This window comes from Pseudomonas extremorientalis (genome assembly GCF_001870465.1).
Lineage (GTDB): Bacteria > Pseudomonadota > Gammaproteobacteria > Pseudomonadales > Pseudomonadaceae > Aquipseudomonas > Aquipseudomonas extremorientalis.
On record NZ_MDGK01000003.1, the window covers coordinates 76641 to 97587 of the forward strand.

Genomic DNA, 20947 nt, shown 5'->3' on the forward strand with positions numbered 1-20947 from the left:
CGCGTAACCTTGGCGCAGATCGAACTGTCCCAGGATGAAACATGGAACTCCACATCGTCATCAACGGGCGCAAGGACCTGGCTGCCCAGCTTTATCAGCAGTTGCGTGAAGCCATCGCCACCGGCCGACTCGCGGCGGGCGCGCAATTGCCACCCAGCCGCCTGCTGGCCGAGCAATTGGGCGTATCGCGCAAGACCGTGTCCGACACCTACGCCACGTTGACCTATGAAGGCCTGCTGGTGGGCAAGATTGGCCGTGGCACCTTCGTCAATGCGTGGGCACCACAGACGAATCGCGTGCAAACCGCCACCGACCTGGCCTGCGCCGCTAACCTGGCGAAATGGCAGGCACTGCCCTCGCCCATGCATCATCCCACCCGCGACAGCACCTTGCGCTACGAATTTATCGGCGGTGCGACCAGCCGCCACCAGTTCCCCCTGGATGAATGGCGCCGCTGCACCCAGGACGCGCTGCGGCGCATTGCCCGGAACAGTGGCTTCTACAGCCAACCCGAAGGCTTGCCGGCGCTGCGCAGCGCAATCGCCGGGCACATCGCGTTCTCCCGTGGCGTCAACTGCCGCGACAGCGACATCGTGGTCACCAACGGCGCGCAACAGGCGCTGGACCTGATTGCCCGCGTGGTACTGGAACCGGGCAGCGTTGTGGCGATGGAAGACCCCGGCTACAGCCCCGCCCGCCAGATGTTCATGGCGGTGGGCGCCCAGGTCGCCAGCGTGCCGGTGGATGAACAGGGCATCCGGGTCGACCTGATTCCCGACGGCACACGGCTGATCTATGTGACGCCCTCCCACCAGTTCCCCCTGGGCATGCCCATGAGCCTGGCGCGTCGTGAAGCCTTGCTGGCGCGGGCGTTCGAGCTGGGCGCGATCATTATCGAGGACGATTACGACAGCGAATTCCGCTATGAGGGGCGGCCCACCGACTCGCTGCAAAGCCTGGACACCCGTGGTGTGGTGACCTATGTGGGCACCTTCTCGAAAACCCTGCTGCCCGAGTTGCGCCTGGGCTACGCGGTGCTGCCGCCGGCGATCTACGGCGCGGTGCTCAAGGCCAAGCAATTGACCGACCAGCACAGCTCCACCCTGCCCCAGTGGGCGTTGGCCAAGTTCATCAGCGAGGGCTACCTGCTCAAGCACATCCGCCGCTGCCACACGGTCTACGCCGGGCGCCGCGAGCGGATCCTGCAGCGCCTGGCGGGGGATCTGTCGCCGTGGTTCGAAGCGGTGCCGACCGTGGCCGGGTTCCACATGGCGGCGCTGTGCAAGGTGCCGGTGGACATGCCGCTGCTGATGGAGCTGGCGCGCCAGGCAGGAGTGGGCTTGTATCCCCTGGATGTGTTCTTCCACGATGCGCCGGTACGTCCTGGCCTGATCATCGGCTTCGGTGCCATCGAGGCCCTGGACATCGACCCGGCGCTGGATACGGTCCGCGATATTCTCCAGCAGATTGGCTAGCGGATTTTCCGCCGGATTGGTCATTGGTCACTCAGGCCCCGCGGCGTAGGGTGAAGAGGTCTCGAACTACTCGGAAACCTCATCATGAAACGACTGCTCGCCGCCTCCCTGATGCTCGCCTCGCTCAGCGCCGTGGCTCACGAACCGGTGTACAACCAGGAGTCGATCAAGGTCCTGCAGGAGCATGCGCTGGCCAATGTCCCGGGCAAGAAAACCCTCATGCTCACCGTCGATTACGCCCCCGGGCAGGCCACCGTGCCCCACAGCCACACCGGCACCGCCGTCGCCTATGTGCTGGAAGGCGCGATCACTTCACGGGTGAATGACGAGCCCGCGAAAACCTACAAGGTCGGCGAGTCGTTCTACGAGCCAGCGGGTTCCCGCCACTTTGAATCGAGCAATGCCAGCCAGACCAAGCCGGCCAGGTTGCTGGTGGTGATGGTGCTGGATGACAAGGCCGAGGTGCTTACCCCTCTGCCCAAGTAACCCACCTTCTGATTTGTATCGGTCAGTGACTCAGGGGCGTTTGAACTGGCGGCGCAGGCATTCGATCCGCTCGCGACAAGCACAGCCTTCCAGGTGATCATTGACCATGCCCATCGCCTGCATCAACGCATACATCGTGGTCGGCCCCACGAACGTCCAGCCGCGCTTCTTCAAGGCCTTGGACAATCGCACCGAGGCCGGCGACGTGGGGTTGCCCGTCCAGTAAGCCATGTCCACCACCGCCGGCCGTTCATCCTCATCGGGTTCGAACGCCCACAACCAGCGCGCCAGCGAACCGGTCTCGTCCACCAGCTCACACGCCCGGCGCGCATTGTTGATCGTGGACACGATCTTGGCCCGATTGCGCACAATGCCCGGGTCCTGCATCAACCGCGCGATATCTGCTTCGCCGTACTGCGCCACCCGCCGAAAATCAAAGCCTTCGAAGGCCACCCGGAACTGCTCGCGCTTGCGCAGGATGGTGATCCAGGCCATGCCCGCCTGAAAGCCTTCGAGGCAGATCTTCTCGTACAACTGGATATCGTCCGCCACCGGCACGCCCCATTCGGCGTCGTGGTAACGCGGGTACTCCGGCGCCGCCGTGCGCCAGGTGCAGTGGGTCTGCCCGGTTTCGTCAGTGGTCAGTCCTGGTGTGTCCATCCATCACCTCATGTGCCGAGCAGCGGATGATAAGCGAAAAAAATTCCGCCCTGCCAACCGCTCAAGCATCGTCGTTACCGACCAACTGGTCAGACCGGGACCTCTCAACCGCCAAATAATTGCTTGTGATTTCAAAAATACCGGGCGTAGACTGGCCCCGCACTGGACTTACCGGTAAGACCACAAAAATTAAGCCCTGGAACCACCAGGGCACCGAATAGAGATCCCTCCCATGCTCAGATGGTGCTCGCGTTCGATTTTCCTGCAAGTCGTGATTGGCCTGATGCTCGGCATCGCCTGCGGCCTGGCCCTTCCCGAATTCTCCTCGCAACTCAAACCCCTGGGTGACGGCTTTATCAAGCTGATCAAAATGCTGATCGGCCTGATCGTGTTCTGCGTGGTGGTCAGCGGCATTTCCGGCGCCGGGGACTTGAAGAAAGTCGGACGCATCGGCCTCAAGTCAGTGATCTACTTCGAGATCCTCACCACCGTTGCGCTGGTGATCGGCCTGGTCATGGCCTTCAGCACCGGCATCGGCCAAGGCGCCAATATCCACCTGGAACAATTGTCCTCCGCTGGTTTGAATGAACTGGCCGACAAGGGCCAGCACATCCGCGGCACCAGTCAGTTCCTGATGGACCTGATTCCCAACTCGGTCATCGGTGCCTTTGCCGACAACAACGTGCTGCAAGTGCTGCTGTTTTCGGTGCTGTTCGGCAGCGCGCTGAACCTGGTGGGCGAAGCGGCGTCGGGCATCTCGCGACTGATCAACGAACTGAGCCACATCATTTTCCGCATCATGGGCATGATCGTGCGCCTGGCGCCGATCGGTGTGTTCGGCGCGATCGCCTTCACCACCAGCACCTATGGCCTGGACTCCCTGCAACACCTGGGCAGCCTGGTGGGCCTGTTCTACCTGACGTGTCTTGCCTTTGTCGCACTGATCCTCGGCATGGTGATGCGCCTGTCGGGCCTGCGCATGTTGCCGCTGCTCAAGTACCTGCGTGAAGAACTGCTGATCGTGATGGGCACCGCTTCCTCTGACGCCGTATTGCCACAGATCATGCGCAAGCTGGAGCACCTGGGCATTGGCAGTTCCACCGTGGGCCTGGTGATTCCAACGGGGTATTCGTTCAACCTCGATGGGTTCTCGATCTACCTGACCCTGGCCATTGTGTTTATCGCCAACGCCACTGGTACACCCCTGTCGATGACCGACCTGCTGACGATCCTGCTGGTGTCGTTGATCACCTCCAAGGGCGCCCACGGCATTCCGGGGTCGGCGCTGGTGATCCTGGCGGCGACCCTCACCGCGATCCCGGCGATTCCGGTGGTGGGCCTGGTGCTGGTGCTGGCGGTGGATTGGTTCATGGGCATCGGCCGTGCATTGACTAACCTGATCGGCAACTGCGTGGCGACCGTGGCCATTGCTCGCTGGGAAAAAGACATCGATATCCAGCGCGCCAACAAGGTGCTGGACGGTCAGCAAGGCTATGCCTTCCAGGCCAAGAAGCCGGTATTACCGGCGCATCAAGAGTTCTGAAATGTGGGAGGGGGCAGCCCCCTCCCACACATCTATTTGCAAGATCAGGGAGACGCACGACGTGATCAGCACCTCAACCGTCGTCAATTCAGTCGTAGAAAAACTCCGCGCCGCCTTGGCACGTGGACAGTGGCGCCGGGGTGAAATGCTCCCCGGCCAACGCGAACTGGCCGAACAGATGGGCATCAGCCGCCCCAGCCTGCGTGAAGCGGTGATCGTGCTGGAGACCCTCGGCCTGGTGCGCTCCATGCCTGGCAAAGGCGTGGTGGTGCTGGAAACCAGCGTCAGCGAACCGCAATCCAGCGACGCGGTAGCCGACGCCAGCCTGGAAGACATCCTGCAACTGCGCTACACCCTCGAACCCTTCATTGTCGGCCTGGTAGCGCAGTCCATCAGCAGCAAGGAAGTCGGCCAACTGCGCCTGACCTTGATGGACATGCGCGAAGCCCTCGACGCGGGCGACGCCGAAGCCGGCATGAACGCCTACATCGGCTTTCACGAAGAGCTGTTCGCCCTTACCTCCAACCCGATCTTCCAGAACGTGGTGCAACAGACCAGCAATGCCCTCAAGCAAAGCGCCCAGGTACTGCGCAACTCGCCCGAACACCTGGCCGAACGCCTGCAGGAAAACGAAGCCGTAGTACGCGCCATCCGCAACAAGAACAGCGCCCTGGCCAGTGCCGAGATGCGGCGGCACATCCTTCAGGAAGGCCTGCGCATGGGTATTCGCTTGAACATCCCGGACGACCATCTGGGCAGCTGATTTTTTGGAGACAGGCCATGACCGCCCACGCCTTGCACTACGACCCTATCCTCCCGACCCTGCGCCTGGTCGCCGGTAAAAAGCCTTCAGTGGATGACATCTATCCGCGCTTGTTCGACGCCATCCTCGAACAGCGTATTGCCCCGGCCAGCCGTTTTACCGAAGAAGGCCTGGGCGAGACCTTTGGTGTGAGTCGCAGTGTGATCCGCCGGGTCCTGGCCAAGCTGTCCCATCAGCAAGTAATCATCCTGCGCCCCAACCAGCGTGCCCAGGTGGCAGCACCGGACGCACAACAGACCCGGGAAATTCTGGAAGCGCGGCGACTGACGGAAATCACGGTGGTGCAATTGGCCTGCGCCCAAGCCACTCCCGCGAAAATACGCCAGTTGCGCGACTTGATCACCAGGGAGCGCGAATGCATCGAGCGCGACCAGCGTGGGCCGGCGATTCGGTTATCCGGGGAGTTTCACCTGCAACTGGCAAAGATCGCCGGTAACGAGCCGCTTGCACAGTTCCTCAACAGCCTGGTGCCGCTGACGTCACTCGCAATCGCTCGCTATGAAGCGCAAGCCTGTACCTACTGCGCATGGCAGGAGCATGGGGCAATCGCCGACGCCATTGAACAGCAGGACGTCACCCGCGCCGTCAACCTGATGACCCTGCACCTGAATCACCTGGAAAGACAACTGAATCAATGACCACGCCCCTCACCCCCTAGGTATGTACCGCCCGGATACCGACCTGCTCCATACCCTGTGTCTGCACAACTAAAGTGCCTAATCACAGGTCATCATCATGTATGTAGATACTCAAACCATGCCTGCGCTGTTCGCGCTGCTCACACAGCTGAATGCGCAGAAAAGCCTACTGGGTGAAACAATCAATGGATCACTGGGACAACTGAATGAGATCGCGACAAAGATCGGCTTTGAACTGCTCGCGCTTGAGAGCTATGACAAAGCCGAGCTATGCCTGACGATTGCCGCCGCCCAAGGCAAGGCTCAAGCCCAGTACGCAATGGCAACCTGCGTTACCCGCCGGGATGGTGGTTTTCGCATTGCCTCGCAAGAAACTCGCCAATGGCTGAGGCTGGCGGCGGCTCAAGACTACGTCCCGGCACTGATGCGTTTGGGCGATACCCAATCCCTGCGCAAAGCCGCTGAAATACTCACCCCCAAGGCGGAGGCCGGAGATACTCAGGCCATGAGCTTCCTGTTTAAACTCGACAAGGATGTGAATTGGTTGAAAAAAGCCGTTGCCCTCAACGATTCTTCAGCGCAATTCGAGCTCGCCGAGGCCTATCACGATACTCCGCAACTGGTCCCCAACGCCGTGGAACGTCACGCACTGATCGAAGAGCTTCGGCAGAAAGCGGCCGACGGCGGTAGCGTGCCGGCGCTGGCTGAGCGTGTTTTCTCCCCTACGTCCACCGCAGACATTCTGGAAAAACAACAACGACTGGTCCAGCTCGCTTTATTGGGTCAACTCGATGCGTTGGTGGAATATGGGTATGCACTGGCAGGCATGCCGCATATCAACCAAGGGTTGTCCCTTGCCGTACAGCGACACACCGTGGCACCGCGGACGTACGGACTTGAAAGGGATTTCGCCAAGGCCTATGCAGTGCTGGGCATGGTTCTGCCAAAACTGACCAACCCCCTCGCGGCTGAAAACCTGCAACATGACATGGATGCTATTTGGCATCAAATGACGCCGCAACAGTATTCGGCCAGTGAAGCAATCCGCGTCGGCCTGCACGAACGGATAGAACACGTATTCAAATCCATCGCCCCCTTCATCATCGTGGGCGCACCGCATTGATCCCGGAACATCAGCGACATTGAAGGCCCCATAAAAAATCCCCGCATCATTGCATGCGGGGATTTTTGTTTTCAACGACGGATCAGCCGTTTAAAGCACCGACTGACCACTCAACGCCAGGTCCAGCAACTCACGGTTGGCCACCGCGTACATGGCGTAGTCCGTGCCGACCGCCGCGCGGATTTCCACCATCATCGCCACCCAACGCTCGGCCATGTCCTTGTGCTGCTCAAGCCACAGGGCCACGCGGGCTTCCATGTCTTGTGGCGCGTCGGCCATTTGCAGGACGGAGATGGTGATCGCGCGTTGCTGCCAGTCCACATCGTCGCGGAACGCTTCGCGGGCCGCAGCCTGCCAGTTGTTGCCCACCGGCAGATCGCTGATCTGCTGCAGGTACCATGGCAAGTCCAAAGCGCTGCCAACGGCGAAGTAGGCCTTGGCCACTTCGGCGGCGTCATGCCCGGTCACGTCAGCGGCTTCGATGATCGGCAGCAAGGTGTACAGGTGGGTCGTACCTGCAACCATGCGCGCCAGCAGCTCCGGCACACCGGCTTCGGTGTAGGCCTGGTAGCGCTTCTGCCAGCCTTCGCGGGTCGGCCCTTCCAGCAGTTCGTCGAGCTTGAGGCCCAACGCGGCCAGGTGCGGTCCGAAGTGCGCGGTGTCTCGGCCTGCGTCCTGCTCGTTGCGACGACTGCGCAGGAACCAGCGCGTGGCGCGACGGCCCAGGCGCATCAGCTCGTCCATCAACTGCAATTGCACATCGGCGGAGACCTGGTGGTCCAGGGCTTCTATTTGGCGGAACCAGTGCGGGAGGTGGAAGATGTCACGCACGATCACATAGGCGCCGGCCACGTTCGCCGGGCTCATGCCGGTCGACTCTTTGAGTCGCTGCACGAAGGTGATGCCCATGTGGTTGACCAGGTCGTTGGCGATCTGGGTGCTGACGATCTCGCGCTTGAGGCGGTGGCGACGCATGGCCTCACCGAACTTGGCCACCAGGCTCGGCGGGAACGCGGTCTCCATGTCGCGGGTCAGGTACTCGTCATCCGGTACCAGCGACTTGAGCAGCGCTTCCTTGAGGTCGATCTTGCTGTACGAGATCAACACCGACAGCTCCGGACGGGTCAGGCCCTTGCCGTTCGCGGCGCGCTCGGTCAACTGCTCCTCGGTCGGCAGGTACTCGATGGCGCGGTCCAGCTTGCCACGGCCTTCCAGGTCGCTCATCAGGCGCTTGTACTCGGCAGCACGCTCGTAGGCACGGCGCGCTGCCAGGGACAGGGCCTGGGTCTGCTTGTAGTTGTTGCCCAACACCAGGTTGCCGACTTCGTCGGTCATGCTCGCCAGCAACTGGTTGCGTTGCTTGTCGGTCATGTCACCGGCCTGCACCACTTCGTTGAGCAGGATCTTGATGTTCACTTCGTGGTCGGAGCAGTCCACGCCACCGGCGTTGTCGATGAAGTCGGTGTTGGAACCGCCGCCATTGAGGCCGAATTCCACACGACCCAGCTGGGTCATGCCGAGGTTACCGCCCTCGCCCACCACCTTGCAGCGCAGCTCGTTGCCGTTGACGCGCAGGGCGTCGTTGGCCTTGTCGCCCACATCGGCGTGGCTTTCGCTGCTGGCCTTGACGTAAGTGCCAATACCGCCGTTCCACAACAGGTCTACCGGCGCCTTGAGCAAGGCATTCAGCAGTTCGGTCGGCGTCAGCTTGTCGGCCGAGATGTCGAAGCGTTCTTTCATCTGTGGCGAGATGGCAATGCTCTTCGCGCTGCGCGAGAAGATACCGCCGCCTTCGGACATGATGCTGGTGTCGTAGTCGGTCCAGGCCGAACGCGGCAGCTCGAACAGGCGCTGGCGCTCGACGAAGCTGGTGGCCGGGTTCGGGTTCGGGTCGATGAAGATATGCAGGTGGTTGAAGGCCGCGACCAGTTGCAGCTTGTCGGACATCAACAGGCCGTTGCCGAACACGTCACCGGCCATGTCGCCGACGCCCACCACGGTGATACTGTCTTCCTGCACGTTGATGCCGCGCTCACGGAAGTGACGCTGCACACCGACCCACGCGCCCTTGGCGGTGATGCCCATTTTCTTGTGGTCGTAACCGGCGGAACCACCGGAGGCGAACGCGTCACCCAGCCAGAAACCGTAGTCGATGGCGATGCCGTTGGCGATGTCGGAGAAGGTCGCAGTGCCCTTGTCCGCCGCCACCACCAGGTACGGGTCATCGTCGTCATGGCGCACGACGTTGGCCGGGGGCACCAGGGCGCCGTCCTTGAGGTTATCGGTAATGTCCAGCAGGCCGGAAATGAAGATGCGGTAGCAGGCGATGCCCTCGGCCGCGATCTCGTCACGGCTGCCGCCCAGAGGCAGGCGACGCGGCAGGAAGCCGCCCTTCGCACCCACCGGCACGATCACCGAGTTCTTGACTTGCTGGGCTTTTACCAGGCCAAGCACTTCGGTGCGGAAGTCTTCTTCACGGTCGGACCAGCGCAGGCCGCCGCGGGCGACGTTGCCGAAGCGCAGGTGCACGCCTTCGACCCGTGGCGAGTACACGAAGATTTCAAACTTCGGCACTGGCTTGGGCAATTCAGGGATCGCGTGCGGATTGAACTTGAAGCTGAAGTACGACTTGTTCTGCCCGTTGGCGTCGGTCTGGTAGAAGTTGGTACGCAGGGTCGCCTTGATCAGGTCCAGGTAGCGACGCAGGATGCGGTCTTCGTTGAGCACCTGGACATCGTCCAGGGCGGTGAGGATCGCTTGCTCCAGGCGCTGCTGCTTGTCTTCCAGGTCGTCGGCGGTGAGCTTGCGCGCCAGGTAGAAGCGGGTCTTGAACAACCGGGTCAACTCGCGGGCGATGTCGGTGTGGTTGTTCAGGGTGCTGGCGATGTAACCGAGGTCGAAGCCCAGGCGGATCTGCTTGAGGTAACGGGCGTAGGCGCGCAGCAGCGCGACGTCGCGCCATGGCAGGCCGGCGGTGAGTACCAGGCGGTTGAACGCATCGTTCTCGGCGTCGCCATGCACGATGTGCACGAACGCGTCCTGCAGGGTGTCGTTGAGTTGCTGGATATCCAGGTTCACACCTTCGGCGGCGATGAACGCGAAGTCATGGATCCAGAACTCACGGCCATTGGCATGACGCAGACGGTACGGGAACTCACCCAGCACGCGCAGGCCGAGGTTTTCCAGGATCGGCAGCACGTCGGACAGCGCCAGCGGGGTGTCGGCGTGGTACAGCTTGCAATGCAGCTCGCGTTGGCCGGAGACCTGGCCCAGCGGCTGATAGAAGCTCATCACCAGCGGGTTGGCTTCGGTGAGGCTGAGCAAGTGCTGCATGTCGACCACCGCCGAGTGCGCGGCAAAGCGCTCGCGGTAACCGGCCGGGAAGCCTTTCGGGAAGTCCGCCAGCACATTGGTGCCGTGGGCTTCGCCAAAGCTTTCCACCACCAGGCTGGAGTAGTCGTCCTGCCAGCTGCGGCAGGCCTGCACCACTTCCTTTTCCAGTTGCAGCGGGTCGATATCCAGGCGGTTCTTCGGGTCAACCCGCAGAATCAGCTGCACACGGGCCAGCACGGATTCGGAGAAGAAGGTCCAGAACTCGCAGTCCGAGGCCTTCAGGCGATCCATCAATACTTGCTGGATCTTCTGGCGCACTTCGGTGGAATAGATGTCGCGTGGCACGTAGGCCAGGCAGTAGCAGAAACGACCGTACGGGTCTTTGCGCAGGAACACGCGAATCTTGTTGCGCTCCTGGATCTGCACGATCGACATCACAGTGCTGAACAACTCGTCGACCGGGGTCTGGAACAGGTCGTCACGGGGCAGCACTTCAACGACCTGGGCCAGTTCCTTGCCCAGGTGCGCCTTGGGCTGGAAGCCCGAGCGGCGTTCGATTTCCGCGACCTTGCGGCGGATGTATGGAATGACCCGTACGCTTTCGCCATACACCGAGGAGGTGTACAAGCCCATGAAGCGGTGTTCCTTGATGACCTTGCCGTCGGCGTCGATCTCACGGATCGACACGTAGTCCGGGTAGGCCGGGCGGTGCACGCGGCTCGGGTGCGCGGCCTTGGCGAAGGACAGCACGGTTGGCTCACGCAGGTAGGCCACGGCGTAATCTTCGATGCGCAGATCGTCGGCGGTGAGGCCGGCGCGCAGCAGCTTGGTCAGACCGAGGAAGGAACCGGCGTCATATTCGATATGACCGCCGTCCGCCTCGTCACGTACCACGAACTCTTCATAGCCGAGGAAGGTGAAGTGGTTGCCCACCAGCCATTCCAGGAAGTTCTTGATCTCGGCTTTTTCTTCGCCGTCGATAGCGAACTGGCTTGCGTCGATACCGGCCAGCAGGTCCTGGACCTTGGCTTTCATCGGTTCGAAATCGGCCACGGCCACGCGCACTTCGCCCAGCACCTGCTCAAGCTCTTTGCTCAGCACGTTCAGTTCGGCGGCGTTGGCGCAACGATCGATTTCCAGGTACATCAGCGATTCTTGCTGGATGCCTTCGCCCTGGGTGCCTTTGGGCAGGATTTCCAGCAACTCGCCCTTGGCGCCACGGCGTACGCTGAGCACGGTGGTCTGCAGGGTGTGGATGCTGTAGCCACGGCGGTTCAGCTCGGTGCGGACCGAGTCCACCAGGAAGGGCAGGTCATGGTGCAGCACTTCGACCGCGGTGTGGGTCGACTGCCAGCCATGACGTTCGTAATCGGGGTTGTAGACCCGCACTTGCGGTTGGGTGTGGTCAAAGCGCTCAAGCAGGCGCCACGCAGAGAGGGTGCAACCGGCCAGGTCGGAAAGGCGACGCTGGGTCAGTTCGTCCAGGGAAATGATGCCGAAGAATTGTTCAGCGAACAGCGCCACTTGTGGCAGTGCCTGTTCACTGATGTGCTGCGCCAGTGCCGCTTGCAGTTGATGCTGGAAGTCGGCCTTGCTGGCTGCGGTGAAAAACGCCATCTGTGGTACTCCGCTTGGGCTTGTTATTGATGGAAGCGTCGCGTGTTATCCCCTTGCGGGGAGACCGTCAGCGCTGTTCGCTGGGTGACGAGTTAAGCACCATAAACGAATCAGGGTGACAGGTGGGTGAAGCTGGACAAGACAATGAGGTCACATACAACTTCCATAAGATGTGCACCTTGCCGGGTGACGGTACGACGGGCAGGTCAGGCGCCAGGCTCATGCACATCCGTTGTGCAGCTTAACGAGTGTGGGAAGCCAGCTGCTTGCGACGCTGCGACATATTCGGTCATCGGCAAGCAGGCGCCGGGTTGCGACTTGGGCAACCCATCATTTCCGGGAGAAAAACCGGCTATTTCCACGCCGGCGAGTATCAGAAATGACCGATATTGCCCGCCAGGTCATGCACGAGTTCTGACACAGGAAGCAGCACAAAATTCGCCGCAATGGCACAATTGCGCGCATTACGCCCTCCCCCAGACAGGATTGCCCATGCTGCAACTGAAAACCGACGCCCTGATGGCCACGCCGTGCGACGACGAAGAAGACAACATGGCGATGCTCTGCTGCCACGGCAAGAACGGCGAAATGTTCATGCTGACCCGCTACCCGGATGAGGACGAAGTGGAACTGACCTGGGATTACGAGCCCTCGACGCTGGATGGGCTGAAGGTCACGCTCAGTGACACTACCCTGCTGGTCGAATTGGCTGCCGGGGATGCCGATGCCTTGGGTGGCAAGGACCAGCTGGAGATTACCCACGCCACGGCGGCGTCGGATATGGCCGAAGTCGAGCAAACCCTGCAAAACATCCTGAAAGGCACCGGCACTTTCACCCGAATTTAAGCGGCACCCACAATCACATGTGGGAGGGGGCTTGCCCCGATAGCGGCGAACCAGTTCCTGCATCTGCGTGTGACCCACTGCAATCGGGGGCAAGCCCCCTCCCACATCGACCGCGTTCCCACACAAATTTCCTACAAGATTTGCCAAAAATACCCGTCACGCCGTTAGTCGCCACCCCCCTCGATGCATTAAAGTAGACGCCCCAGGTCTTGGCATTTTTCACAACGCCAAGGCTCATCTCTCCAGGAACCGTCATCGATGGAACATCGTGAAGCGCTGCTTGCGCTGCGAACCTTTCTTTCTACGCAGATTCTCGGCCAGGAAAAACTCATCGATCGCCTGTTGATCGCCTTGCTCGCCGACGGCCATATGCTGGTGGAAGGCGCGCCGGGCCTGGCCAAGACCAAGGCCATCAAAGAGTTGGCCGAAGGGATCGAAGCGCAGTTCCATCGTATCCAGTTCACCCCCGACCTGTTGCCCGCCGACATCACCGGCACCGAGATCTATCGCCCGGAAACCGGCAGCTTCGTGTTCCAGCAGGGCCCGATCTTCCACAACCTGGTGCTGGCGGACGAAATCAACCGCGCCCCGGCCAAGGTGCAATCGGCGCTGCTGGAAGCCATGGCCGAGCGCCAGGTCAGCGTCGGGCGCAGTACCTATGACCTGTCGCCGCTGTTCCTGGTGATGGCCACGCAAAACCCCATCGAACAGGAAGGCACCTACCCCCTGCCGGAGGCCCAGCTCGACCGTTTCCTGATGCACGTCAAGATCGGCTTCCCCGACGCCGCCGTGGAGCGACGCATCCTGCAACAGGCCCGTGGCGAAGCGCTCAACGGCGAAACCAAGCCGGAACGCCGCGTCAGCCAGCAGGCGATCTTCGCCGCACGCAAGGAAATCCTCGGCCTGTACATGGCCGACGCGGTGGAGGAATACCTGGTGCAACTGGTCATGGCCACGCGCACGCCGGCCAAATTTGATCCTGAGATGGCCGAGTGGATCGCCTACGGCGCCAGCCCTCGCGGCTCCATCGCCCTCGACCGCTGCGCCCGCGCCCATGCCTGGCTGGCCGGTCGCGACTTCGTCAGCCCGGAAGACATCCAGGCGGTGCTGTTCGACGTGCTGCGCCATCGCATCATCCTGTCGTTCGAAGCCGAAGCCGCCGGCATCGACCAGGACCGCGTGGTGCAACGCATTCTCGACGTCGTTGCCGTCGCTTGAAACCCATGAACGCAGGCGATGGGATCCGCATCACGCTCAGCGAGTTGATCGAGATGCGCCATCGCGTGCGCGAAGTGCAGCTGTTTTCCACCCCAAGCCAGCGCAGCCCGCTGATCGGCCTGCACCACTCCAAACTGCGCGGACGCGGTGTGGACTTCGACCAGGTGCGCGTGTACCAGGCCGGGGACGATGTGCGCACCATCGACTGGCGCGTGACGGCGCGCACCCAGGAGCCGCACACCAAGCTGTTCCATGAAGAGCGCGAGCGGCCCATCTTCATCATGGTGGAGCAAAGCTGCCGGCTGTTTTTCGGCTCCGGGCAAATGTTCAAGTCGGTGCTGGCGGCACAGGCGGCCAGCCTGATCGGCTGGGCCGCGCTGGGCCACAACGACCGCGTGGGCGGGCTGGTGTTCGGCGATAGCGAGCACTACGAAATCAAGCCCCGGCGCAGCAAACAAAGCCTGCTGCAATTGCTCAACCGCCTGGTGCGAGTCAACCAGAGCCTGAACACCGAGAGCCGCCCCGAAGCCGACGCCCTCGGCATGGCCCTGCGCCGTGGCCGCGAAGTGCTGCGCCCCGGCAGCCTGGTGATTGTGATCTGCGATGAACGCGCGCTGACCGAGGGTGCCGAGCAACAACTCAGCCTGCTGTCACGCCACTGCGACCTGTTGCTGCTGCCGATCTCCGACCCGCTGGACCACGCCCTGCCCGCCGCCGGGCTGTTGCGCTTCGCCGAACGCGGCGCCCAGCTGGAACTGGACACACTCAACTTCGACCTGCGCCAGGCCTACAAGGCCCAGGCCGAAGCGCGCATTGCCCGCTGGGAACTGCTCGCGCAGAAACTGCGTGTGCTGTTGATGCCCTTGAGCACCCAGAGCGAAATGGTCGAGCAATTGCGCGAATACCTCAACCCGCAACGCCCGGTTAAAAAACAATGAGCAGCCTGGACCAACTGCAACCGCTGATCGCCCCGCCCGCCATCGGGTTCTGGCCGCCTGCGCCAGGTTGGTGGCTGTTGCTGCTGGTGATTCCGTTGCTCGGTTGGGGCCTGTGGTCCCTGCGCCGTTTCCTGCCGGCCCGCCGCCCCGTGGCTCGCGCCGAACAACCGCTGGACCCGCTGCGCATTGCCGCCCTGGCGGAACTGGCGCTGATGCCCAAACCCTACGACGGCGCGCCTGCCGGCGCCTGGCTGCAACAGCTCAACGGCCTGCTCAAGCGCCTGTGCCGCAACGACTACCCCTACAGCCAGAGCCACACCCTCAACGGCCGCAAATGGCTGGCGTTCCTCGACAACCGCTGCCCTGCCGCCGGCCTCACGCGCTGGATGGTGCTGGTGGAAGGCGCCTACAAACCCGAATGCAGACTCGACGACAAGGCCATCGCCGGCCTGACCCAAGCGGTCGATACCTGGATTCGCAAACATGTTTGAGTTCGCCTGGCCGTGGATCTTTGCCCTGTTGCCATTGCCCTGGTTGATGCGCCTGCTGCTGCCCGCCGCCGACAGCGGTGAGCCCGCATTGAAAGTCAGCTACCTCAGTGACCTAGAAGGCCTGGCCCGCCGCCGCGCCCGCGTCAACCTGCCGGGCTGGCGCCAGCAAGCGCCGTTCGTGGTGCTGTGGTTGCTGCTGTTGACCGCCGCCGCACGCCCGGAATGGCTCGGTGAGCCACTGCCCATCGCCGCCAGTGGCCGCGACCTGCTGGTGGCGGTGGACGTGTCCGGCTCCATGGATTTTCCCGATATGAACTGGCAGGACGAAGACGTGAGTCGCTTGAGCCTGGTCAAGCATCTGCTCGGCGACTTTCTTGAGGGCCGTGAGGGTGATCGCGTCGGCCTGATCCTGTTCGGCAGCCAGGCCTACCTGCAGGCACCGCTGACGTTCGACCGCCGCACCGTGCGCACCTGGCTGGATGAAGCGCGCATCGGCATTGCCGGCAAGAACACTGCGATTGGCGATGCCATCGGCCTGGCCTTGAAACGCCTGCGCCAGCGTCCGGCGCAGAGCCGCGTGCTGATCCTGGTCACTGACGGCGCCAACAATGCCGGGCAGATCGACCCGCTGACCGCTGCGCGCCTGGCGGCCGAAGAAGGCGTGAAGATCTACCCCATCGGCATCGGCGCCGACCCGGAGCAAACGGGCTCCCTGGGCATCCTTGGCGTCAACCCGAGCCTGGACCTCGACGAACCGGCGCTCAAGGCCATCGCCGAAGCCACCCACGGCCAGTACTTCCGAGCACGTGATGGCGAAGAGTTGCAAGCGATCAAGCAAACCCTCGACAAGCTCGAACCTGTCGAACAACAACCTACCCAGGCGCGGCCCGCCCTGGCCTTGTACAGCGCGCCGCTGGCCCTCGCGCTGGTGCTGAGCATGTTGCTGGTGATCCAGGAACGTTGGCCGAACAACGCCCTGCAACGCGTTTTCAATAAGCTGTCGAGCAAGGGGATTTTCCTGCAGCAACACCCGGAATGGCGCCAGCGCCTCAAACGCCTGCGTTTGCGGAGGCGTCGATGATCGACCTATGGCCGCACTGGTTCCGTCCCTGGTGGTTGTTGCTGTTGCCGTTGCTCGGCTGGCTGCTGTGGCATCTGTGGCACCGGCAAAAGCGCGCCGGACGCTGGCAAATGATCCTGCCGCCGGCCTTCCACGCGGTATTGCTCAGCGGTGGCAACGGCCGCGAGAGCAAATCGCCGTGGGTGGTGCTGGGCATCGCCTGGCTGTTGGCAGTGCTGGCGTTGCTCGGCCCCAGTTGGCAAAGAGTCGAGCAGTCCAGCCAGAAGCCGTCCGACCCATTGGTGGTGTTGCTGGAACTGACCCCGGAAATGCTCGCCACCGACAGCCCGCCCAACCGCCTGGAGCAGGCGCGGCGCAAGCTGTACGACCTGTTGCAGGCGCGCACCGATGCGCAAACCGCCATTGTCGTCTATGCCGGCAGCGCCCACACGCTGGTGCCGCTGTCGGACGACCTGGCCACCAGCCGCAACCTGCTGGAGGCCTTGCGCCCCTCGATCATGCCCGAACCCGGCCACCGCGCCGACCTGGCCGTCGAGAAGGCCCTGGGCCTGCTCAAACAAGGCGGCCTCGGCCAGGGGCGCCTGTTGCTGATCGGTTCTTCGCTGTCCAAACAGGAGCGCCAGGGCATCCGCCTGTTGCTGCAAAGCGGCCAGGCGCCGAGCTTGTCGATCCTCGGCATCGGCAGCCGCGAGGGCACGCCGGTGACCCAGGAAAGCGGCGAGTTCCTCAAGGACGAACAAGGCGCGATCCTGGTGCCGCGCCTGGACAGCCCGACCCTCAAGGCCTTCGCCAGCGAAATGGGTGGCCGCTACCGCGCTGCACGGCTGGACGACAAGGACCTGCGCCAGCTCGGCGTGCTCGACCCACCGCAAACCCTGCGCAACGACGGCCAGTTGCTGCACCTCGACACCTGGGCCGACCAGGGCTACTGGCTGCTCCTGCCGCTGTTGCTACTGGCCGCCTGCGCCGGTCGGCGCGGCTGGTTGTTCTGCCTGCCGTTGCTGCTGTTGATTGCACCGCAACCCAGCTACGCCTTCGGCCTGCAAGACCTGTGGCTGCGTCCCGACCAGCAGGGCCAATATCTGCTGAAGAAAAAACGCCCGGCCGAAGCCGCCGAACACTTCCAGGACCCGCAGTGGAAGGGCGTGGCGCTTTACGAGGCCGGCAACTATGCCGAGGCCATCAAGCTGTTTGCCGAAGGCAATGACGCCTACTCCCACTACAATCGGGGCAATGCGCTGGCAAAATCCGGGGAACTGGAAGCCGCTATCGACGCCTACGAGCAAGCCCTCGAAGCCCAGCCCGACCTGCAACCGGCGCTGAAAAACAAAGCGCTGGTAGAAACCCTTATGCAGGAACAGGCCCAGCCGGAGCCGTCTCCTGCGGCAAAAAACGAGGATGACGAAACCACCCAACCCGGCCAAACTGCGCAACCGGGCGCCACTGGGCAAAACGCCACAGGCGGCGAACAGTCATCCCAAGGCCAGGGTGAAGCCGGCACTGGCGACACCCAGCCCGGCAACACGCCGCAAACCGTGGGTAATGAAGTACCGGGCAGCGAACTGGGCGACGAACAGACCACCACCCCACCGCTGCGGCCTAGCGAGGCCAGCCTCGACGGTGAACATCGCCAGGCCCTGGAGCAATGGCTGCAGGAGATCCCGGACAACCCCGGCGAACTGCTGCGCCGCAAATTCTGGTACGAACAGCAACAACATCAGGACAAGACTCGATGAGCCGCCGCACCACCCTACTGCTTCTGCTCGCCTTGTCGGCCGGCCACGCCCAGGCGGCGAGCCTGGTCGCCAGCGTCGACCGCAGCCGCGTCAACTCCGGGGAAACGGTGGAACTGACGGTGGAGTCCAGCGACGTCACTCAGTTCGGCAAACCCGACCTGTCGCCGCTGGATGCGCAGTTCGAAGTCAGCGGCACGCGGCAGATCAACCAACTCACCACGCTGGGCGGCGACAACCACGCCACCACGCGCTGGATCATCACCCTGCTGCCCAGGGAAAACGGCACGGTGGTCATCCCGCCCCTGCAAGTGGGCGAACACAAGACCCAGCCGATCAGCCTGCAAGTGGTGGAGACCGCCAGCCAGAACACCGCTGCCGAGCTGGCGCCGGTATTTATCGAGGCCAACCTCGACCAGACCAGCGTCTATGTCCAGGCGCAGGCACTGTTGACCGTGCGCGTCTACCACTCGGTGTCGCTGTATGACGACAGCAGCCTCACGCCGTTGCAGATTGCCGATGCGCGTGTGGAGCAGTTGGGCGAGTCGCGCACCTATGAAAAGGTCATCAACAGCATCCGCCACGGCGTGATCGAGACCCGCTACGCGATCTACCCGCAGCACAGCGGCACGTTGGCGATCCCGACGCAGACCTTCAGCGCGACCCTGGTGGAATCGCGCCCGCCCCAGGAAAACACCCTGCAAGGCACCAAGCCGGGCAAGTTGATCCACGTGAGTTCCGCAGAGCTGCCGCTGATGGTCAAACCCAAACCGGCGCTGTATCCCGCCGATACGCCGTGGTTGCCGGCACGCAGCCTGACCTTGAGCGAACACTGGAACCCGGAGCCCGAGCATGTGCAGGTCGGCGACTCCCTGACCCGCAGCCTTACGGTCAAGGCCGAGGGCCTTTCCAGCGCACAACTGCCGGCGCTGCCCAGCACCGAAATCAACGGCCTGCGCCGTTACCCGGACCAGCCGGTGCTCGGCAACCAGACCAGCGACCATGGCCTGATCGGCAGCCGCGAAGACCGCGAGGCCCTGGTGCCCACTCGCGCCGGCAACCTGGAACTGCCCGCCGTGGACGTGGTGTGGTGGAACACCCACGAAGACCACCTCGAACGCACCAGCCTGCCGGCGCGCACCTTGCAGGTCGCCATCAACCCGAGCCTGGCCGTGGATACCCCCGCTACGCCGACGGTGATCACCGCACCGGACGATGAACGCCTGTGGCTGTGGCAACTGAGTACGCTGATCCTGGCCTGCACCACCCTGCTGGGTTTTGGCCTGTGGTGGCGTGCACGCCGGCAACCGGCCGTGCAGCGCGCCGCACAGACCGGCCCGAGCCCGCGCACCCTGCTCGATGACCTTAAACGCGCCACCCAGGCCAACGACCCCCAAGCCACCCGACAGGCCCTTGACGCCTGGGCGCGGCAACAGCCGGAAACCCTGGCGGATATGGCGGCGAGGTTTGTGCCGCTGTCGGACGCGTTGGACGGCTTGAATGGTGCACTGTACAGCGAGAGCGGGCATTTCTGGTTGGGTGAAGACCTGTGGCGTGCGGTGAAGGCGATTCCGATAGCTGAGCGCGAACCGGACCCGGCGGCGGATACCACCAGCCTTCCGCCGCTGTATCCCAAGTAACCAAGGTCACTACTCAAGATAGGAAAGGCGACGCCGATAAAGCGATGTAGCTTTCGATTAATGGAGTTTTTAAAATGGCCATTACGTTGAATGTTTCCTATCCGCCATTAAGTAAGCAAACAGACGCTTATACCATCAAAAATCCGCAGCAAGTCACGAATGCATTCACCATAACCGAAGCCTCCGAGGCGGCGGATACATTGAAGCTTGGCGATCAGGAGAAGATCAGTCAGCTTAAGGAGTTTTTGAAAGATTATGATATGACGTCAATCAGTACGGATGAGCTTAAGAAAGTCGGCAGAAGGCTCTACGACGACGGAATGATCAGCCAACGCGCTTTTGGGATGTTCATTTCGGGAGATGGTGCATCGGATGCCAATGGTCGCCAAACTAACACCCACGTAAAATTTAATGCCATCGCGCTATTCAACGAGAAACTGGAAGATACGCGGGCTTTTTTCAAAAGTGAACCAATGGTTGCAATGCAAGACGGTGCCATGGACCACTTGCAAGGGATGGTCAGCGCAAATCAAGCTGTTGGTGCATTGGCGTACTTTATCAAGTCCACTAGTAATGATTTATCAATAAATGAGTACGCTTGACTTTGACGTATGAGTCAAGGCGCGCCAGGTTCAACCTGACGCGCCGCCTGCCCGTCTAGCGCCCGTATCTTACCGTACCTGAATAGGATTTAGACGCACTGGTTTCGTTCTTCAGCCGTACTCGATAGGTACCGAATGGCCCCACGTAAGACGCGTTAGTGCCGATACTGAATGACACTCTGCTCCAGGAAGAGCCTACTTCACGCTCAATAAAAATCGCCGGAGCACTTCCCGCTCCTCCCGCTGAAACCGTTGCATCGATATTTGCGGCAGAACAGCCATTGGCACCGGTTATTTTAAATGGACCATATACCGTGATCTCATCATTGGGCTGCATTATCCCGGTATAACTATCAGCAATATTCAAACACAACGCAGAAGCCTGAAAGGAAACAAACATCAATACAGCAAGCGGCAATGCAATAAGGCTTTTCATAATAATCTCCATCCATATTAAGAAAACACAAAAGCGCATCACACGAGGAGCGCGTTACTTGACCACTCCACGCTTGCCAGACTGCATGAATTTTTTATCAAAGTAAGCCAGCCGCTTCCTAAATCCTGGAAGGAAAGTCCTGTCATTTTTTAGTGCAGGAATAAGTAAGGCGTTTCCTAATCCTGCCGCCCACTTATGGGATCGGCATTTAATAACATTTTACTTTGCGTTTTTTCAGAGAAATATTCTAACCCTTGGCACGTA

17 protein-coding genes are annotated in these 20947 nt (G+C 61.8%); 14 read left to right on the plus strand and 3 right to left on the minus strand.

Annotated features, from left to right (window positions below):
• Nucleotides 1-41: 41 nt before the first annotated feature.
• Together pdxR and BFN10_RS00370 are read left to right on the plus strand one after the other, a co-directional pair.
• A complete protein-coding gene (gene pdxR, locus BFN10_RS00365; RefSeq protein WP_071487941.1) occupies nucleotides 42-1475 on the plus strand; it encodes a MocR-like pyridoxine biosynthesis transcription factor PdxR in 1434 nt (477 codons plus the stop codon).
• 84 nt (nucleotides 1476-1559) lie between these two features.
• On the plus strand, nucleotides 1560-1961 hold the full coding sequence (locus BFN10_RS00370; RefSeq protein ID WP_071487942.1) for a cupin domain-containing protein: 402 nt from the start codon (nucleotides 1560-1562) through the stop codon (nucleotides 1959-1961).
• A 30-nt stretch (nucleotides 1962-1991) separates the two neighbouring features.
• On the opposite strand, the gene BFN10_RS00375 is transcribed toward BFN10_RS00370, so the two are convergent.
• Nucleotides 1992-2621, minus strand: coding sequence for a DNA-3-methyladenine glycosylase I (locus tag BFN10_RS00375; RefSeq protein WP_071487943.1), 630 nt, complete (start codon nucleotides 2619-2621; stop codon nucleotides 1992-1994).
• Nucleotides 2622-2838: 217 nt separating this feature from the next.
• Between BFN10_RS00375 and BFN10_RS00380 the strand changes: the two genes are divergently transcribed.
• The 4 genes from BFN10_RS00380 (at nucleotide 2839) to BFN10_RS00395 (ending at nucleotide 6748) form a co-directional block, all read left to right on the plus strand.
• Nucleotides 2839-4164 (plus strand): C4-dicarboxylate transporter DctA, encoded by a 1326-nt coding sequence (locus BFN10_RS00380; RefSeq protein WP_172963357.1) that lies wholly within the window; start codon nucleotides 2839-2841, stop codon nucleotides 4162-4164.
• 61 nt (nucleotides 4165-4225) lie between these two features.
• Nucleotides 4226-4927, plus strand: a complete 702-nt coding sequence (locus BFN10_RS00385) for a FadR/GntR family transcriptional regulator (protein WP_012724653.1) — start codon at nucleotides 4226-4228, stop codon at nucleotides 4925-4927.
• Nucleotides 4928-4944: 17 nt separating this feature from the next.
• Nucleotides 4945-5625, plus strand: coding sequence for a GntR family transcriptional regulator (locus BFN10_RS00390; RefSeq protein WP_071487945.1), 681 nt, complete (start codon nucleotides 4945-4947; stop codon nucleotides 5623-5625).
• A 97-nt stretch (nucleotides 5626-5722) separates the two neighbouring features.
• On the plus strand, nucleotides 5723-6748 hold the full coding sequence (locus BFN10_RS00395; RefSeq protein ID WP_130898139.1) for an SEL1-like repeat protein: 1026 nt from the start codon (nucleotides 5723-5725) through the stop codon (nucleotides 6746-6748).
• A gap of 90 nt (nucleotides 6749-6838) precedes the next feature.
• Here BFN10_RS00395 and BFN10_RS00400 read toward each other — a convergent pair whose 3' ends face one another.
• A complete protein-coding gene (locus tag BFN10_RS00400) occupies nucleotides 6839-11698 on the minus strand; it encodes an NAD-glutamate dehydrogenase (protein ID WP_071487947.1) in 4860 nt (1619 codons plus the stop codon).
• A 492-nt stretch (nucleotides 11699-12190) separates the two neighbouring features.
• Here BFN10_RS00400 and BFN10_RS00405 point away from each other — a divergent pair, with 492 nt between their 5' ends.
• From BFN10_RS00405 to BFN10_RS00440, 8 genes are all read left to right on the plus strand, one after another.
• Nucleotides 12191-12544, plus strand: coding sequence for a hypothetical protein (locus tag BFN10_RS00405; RefSeq protein ID WP_071487948.1), 354 nt, complete (start codon nucleotides 12191-12193; stop codon nucleotides 12542-12544).
• Nucleotides 12545-12802: 258 nt separating this feature from the next.
• Nucleotides 12803-13762, plus strand: coding sequence for an AAA family ATPase (locus BFN10_RS00410; RefSeq protein ID WP_003174327.1), 960 nt, complete (start codon nucleotides 12803-12805; stop codon nucleotides 13760-13762).
• A 5-nt stretch (nucleotides 13763-13767) separates the two neighbouring features.
• Nucleotides 13768-14700, plus strand: a complete 933-nt coding sequence (locus BFN10_RS00415) for a DUF58 domain-containing protein (RefSeq protein WP_071487949.1) — start codon at nucleotides 13768-13770, stop codon at nucleotides 14698-14700.
• Nucleotides 14697-15191, plus strand: a complete 495-nt coding sequence (locus BFN10_RS00420; RefSeq protein ID WP_071487950.1) for a DUF4381 domain-containing protein — start codon at nucleotides 14697-14699, stop codon at nucleotides 15189-15191. The genes BFN10_RS00415 and BFN10_RS00420 overlap by 4 nt, the downstream gene beginning before the upstream one ends.
• A complete protein-coding gene (locus BFN10_RS00425; protein ID WP_071487951.1) occupies nucleotides 15184-16272 on the plus strand; it encodes a vWA domain-containing protein in 1089 nt (362 codons plus the stop codon). Before BFN10_RS00420 ends, BFN10_RS00425 begins: the two co-directional genes overlap by 8 nt.
• Nucleotides 16269-18008, plus strand: coding sequence for a tetratricopeptide repeat protein (locus BFN10_RS00430; protein WP_071487952.1), 1740 nt, complete (start codon nucleotides 16269-16271; stop codon nucleotides 18006-18008). Before BFN10_RS00425 ends, BFN10_RS00430 begins: the two co-directional genes overlap by 4 nt.
• On the plus strand, nucleotides 18005-19645 hold the full coding sequence (locus tag BFN10_RS00435) for a BatD family protein (protein ID WP_071487953.1): 1641 nt from the start codon (nucleotides 18005-18007) through the stop codon (nucleotides 19643-19645). Before BFN10_RS00430 ends, BFN10_RS00435 begins: the two co-directional genes overlap by 4 nt.
• 74 nt (nucleotides 19646-19719) lie before the next feature.
• Nucleotides 19720-20247, plus strand: coding sequence for a hypothetical protein (locus BFN10_RS00440; RefSeq protein WP_071487954.1), 528 nt, complete (start codon nucleotides 19720-19722; stop codon nucleotides 20245-20247).
• Between the two features lie 55 nt (nucleotides 20248-20302).
• Here BFN10_RS00440 and BFN10_RS29125 read toward each other — a convergent pair whose 3' ends face one another.
• Entirely contained in the window at nucleotides 20303-20683 is a 381-nt protein-coding gene (locus BFN10_RS29125; RefSeq protein WP_130898140.1) for a hypothetical protein, read from the minus strand.
• Between the last annotated feature and the right edge of the window lie 264 nt (nucleotides 20684-20947).

Bases quoted from the DNA above. Each gene is read 5' to 3' on its own strand.
- pdxR (WP_071487941.1), top strand. From the start codon at position 42: ATGGAACTCCACATCGTCATCAACGGGCGCAAGGACCTGGCTGCCCAG.
- BFN10_RS00375 (WP_071487943.1), bottom strand. From the start codon at position 2,621: ATGGACACACCAGGACTGACCACTGACGAAACCGGGCAGACCCACTGC.
- BFN10_RS00395 (WP_130898139.1), top strand. From the start codon at position 5,723: ATGTATGTAGATACTCAAACCATGCCTGCGCTGTTCGCGCTGCTCACA.
- BFN10_RS00440 (WP_071487954.1), top strand. From the start codon at position 19,720: ATGGCCATTACGTTGAATGTTTCCTATCCGCCATTAAGTAAGCAAACA.
- BFN10_RS00420 (WP_071487950.1), top strand. From the start codon at position 14,697: ATGAGCAGCCTGGACCAACTGCAACCGCTGATCGCCCCGCCCGCCATC.
- BFN10_RS00435 (WP_071487953.1), top strand. From the start codon at position 18,005: ATGAGCCGCCGCACCACCCTACTGCTTCTGCTCGCCTTGTCGGCCGGC.
- BFN10_RS00425 (WP_071487951.1), top strand. From the start codon at position 15,184: ATGTTTGAGTTCGCCTGGCCGTGGATCTTTGCCCTGTTGCCATTGCCC.
- BFN10_RS00390 (WP_071487945.1), top strand. From the start codon at position 4,945: ATGACCGCCCACGCCTTGCACTACGACCCTATCCTCCCGACCCTGCGC.
- BFN10_RS00415 (WP_071487949.1), top strand. From the start codon at position 13,768: ATGAACGCAGGCGATGGGATCCGCATCACGCTCAGCGAGTTGATCGAG.
- BFN10_RS00405 (WP_071487948.1), top strand. From the start codon at position 12,191: ATGCTGCAACTGAAAACCGACGCCCTGATGGCCACGCCGTGCGACGAC.
- BFN10_RS00410 (WP_003174327.1), top strand. From the start codon at position 12,803: ATGGAACATCGTGAAGCGCTGCTTGCGCTGCGAACCTTTCTTTCTACG.
- BFN10_RS00400 (WP_071487947.1), bottom strand. From the start codon at position 11,698: ATGGCGTTTTTCACCGCAGCCAGCAAGGCCGACTTCCAGCATCAACTG.
- BFN10_RS00370 (WP_071487942.1), top strand. From the start codon at position 1,560: ATGAAACGACTGCTCGCCGCCTCCCTGATGCTCGCCTCGCTCAGCGCC.
- BFN10_RS00430 (WP_071487952.1), top strand. From the start codon at position 16,269: ATGATCGACCTATGGCCGCACTGGTTCCGTCCCTGGTGGTTGTTGCTG.
- BFN10_RS29125 (WP_130898140.1), bottom strand. From the start codon at position 20,683: ATGAAAAGCCTTATTGCATTGCCGCTTGCTGTATTGATGTTTGTTTCC.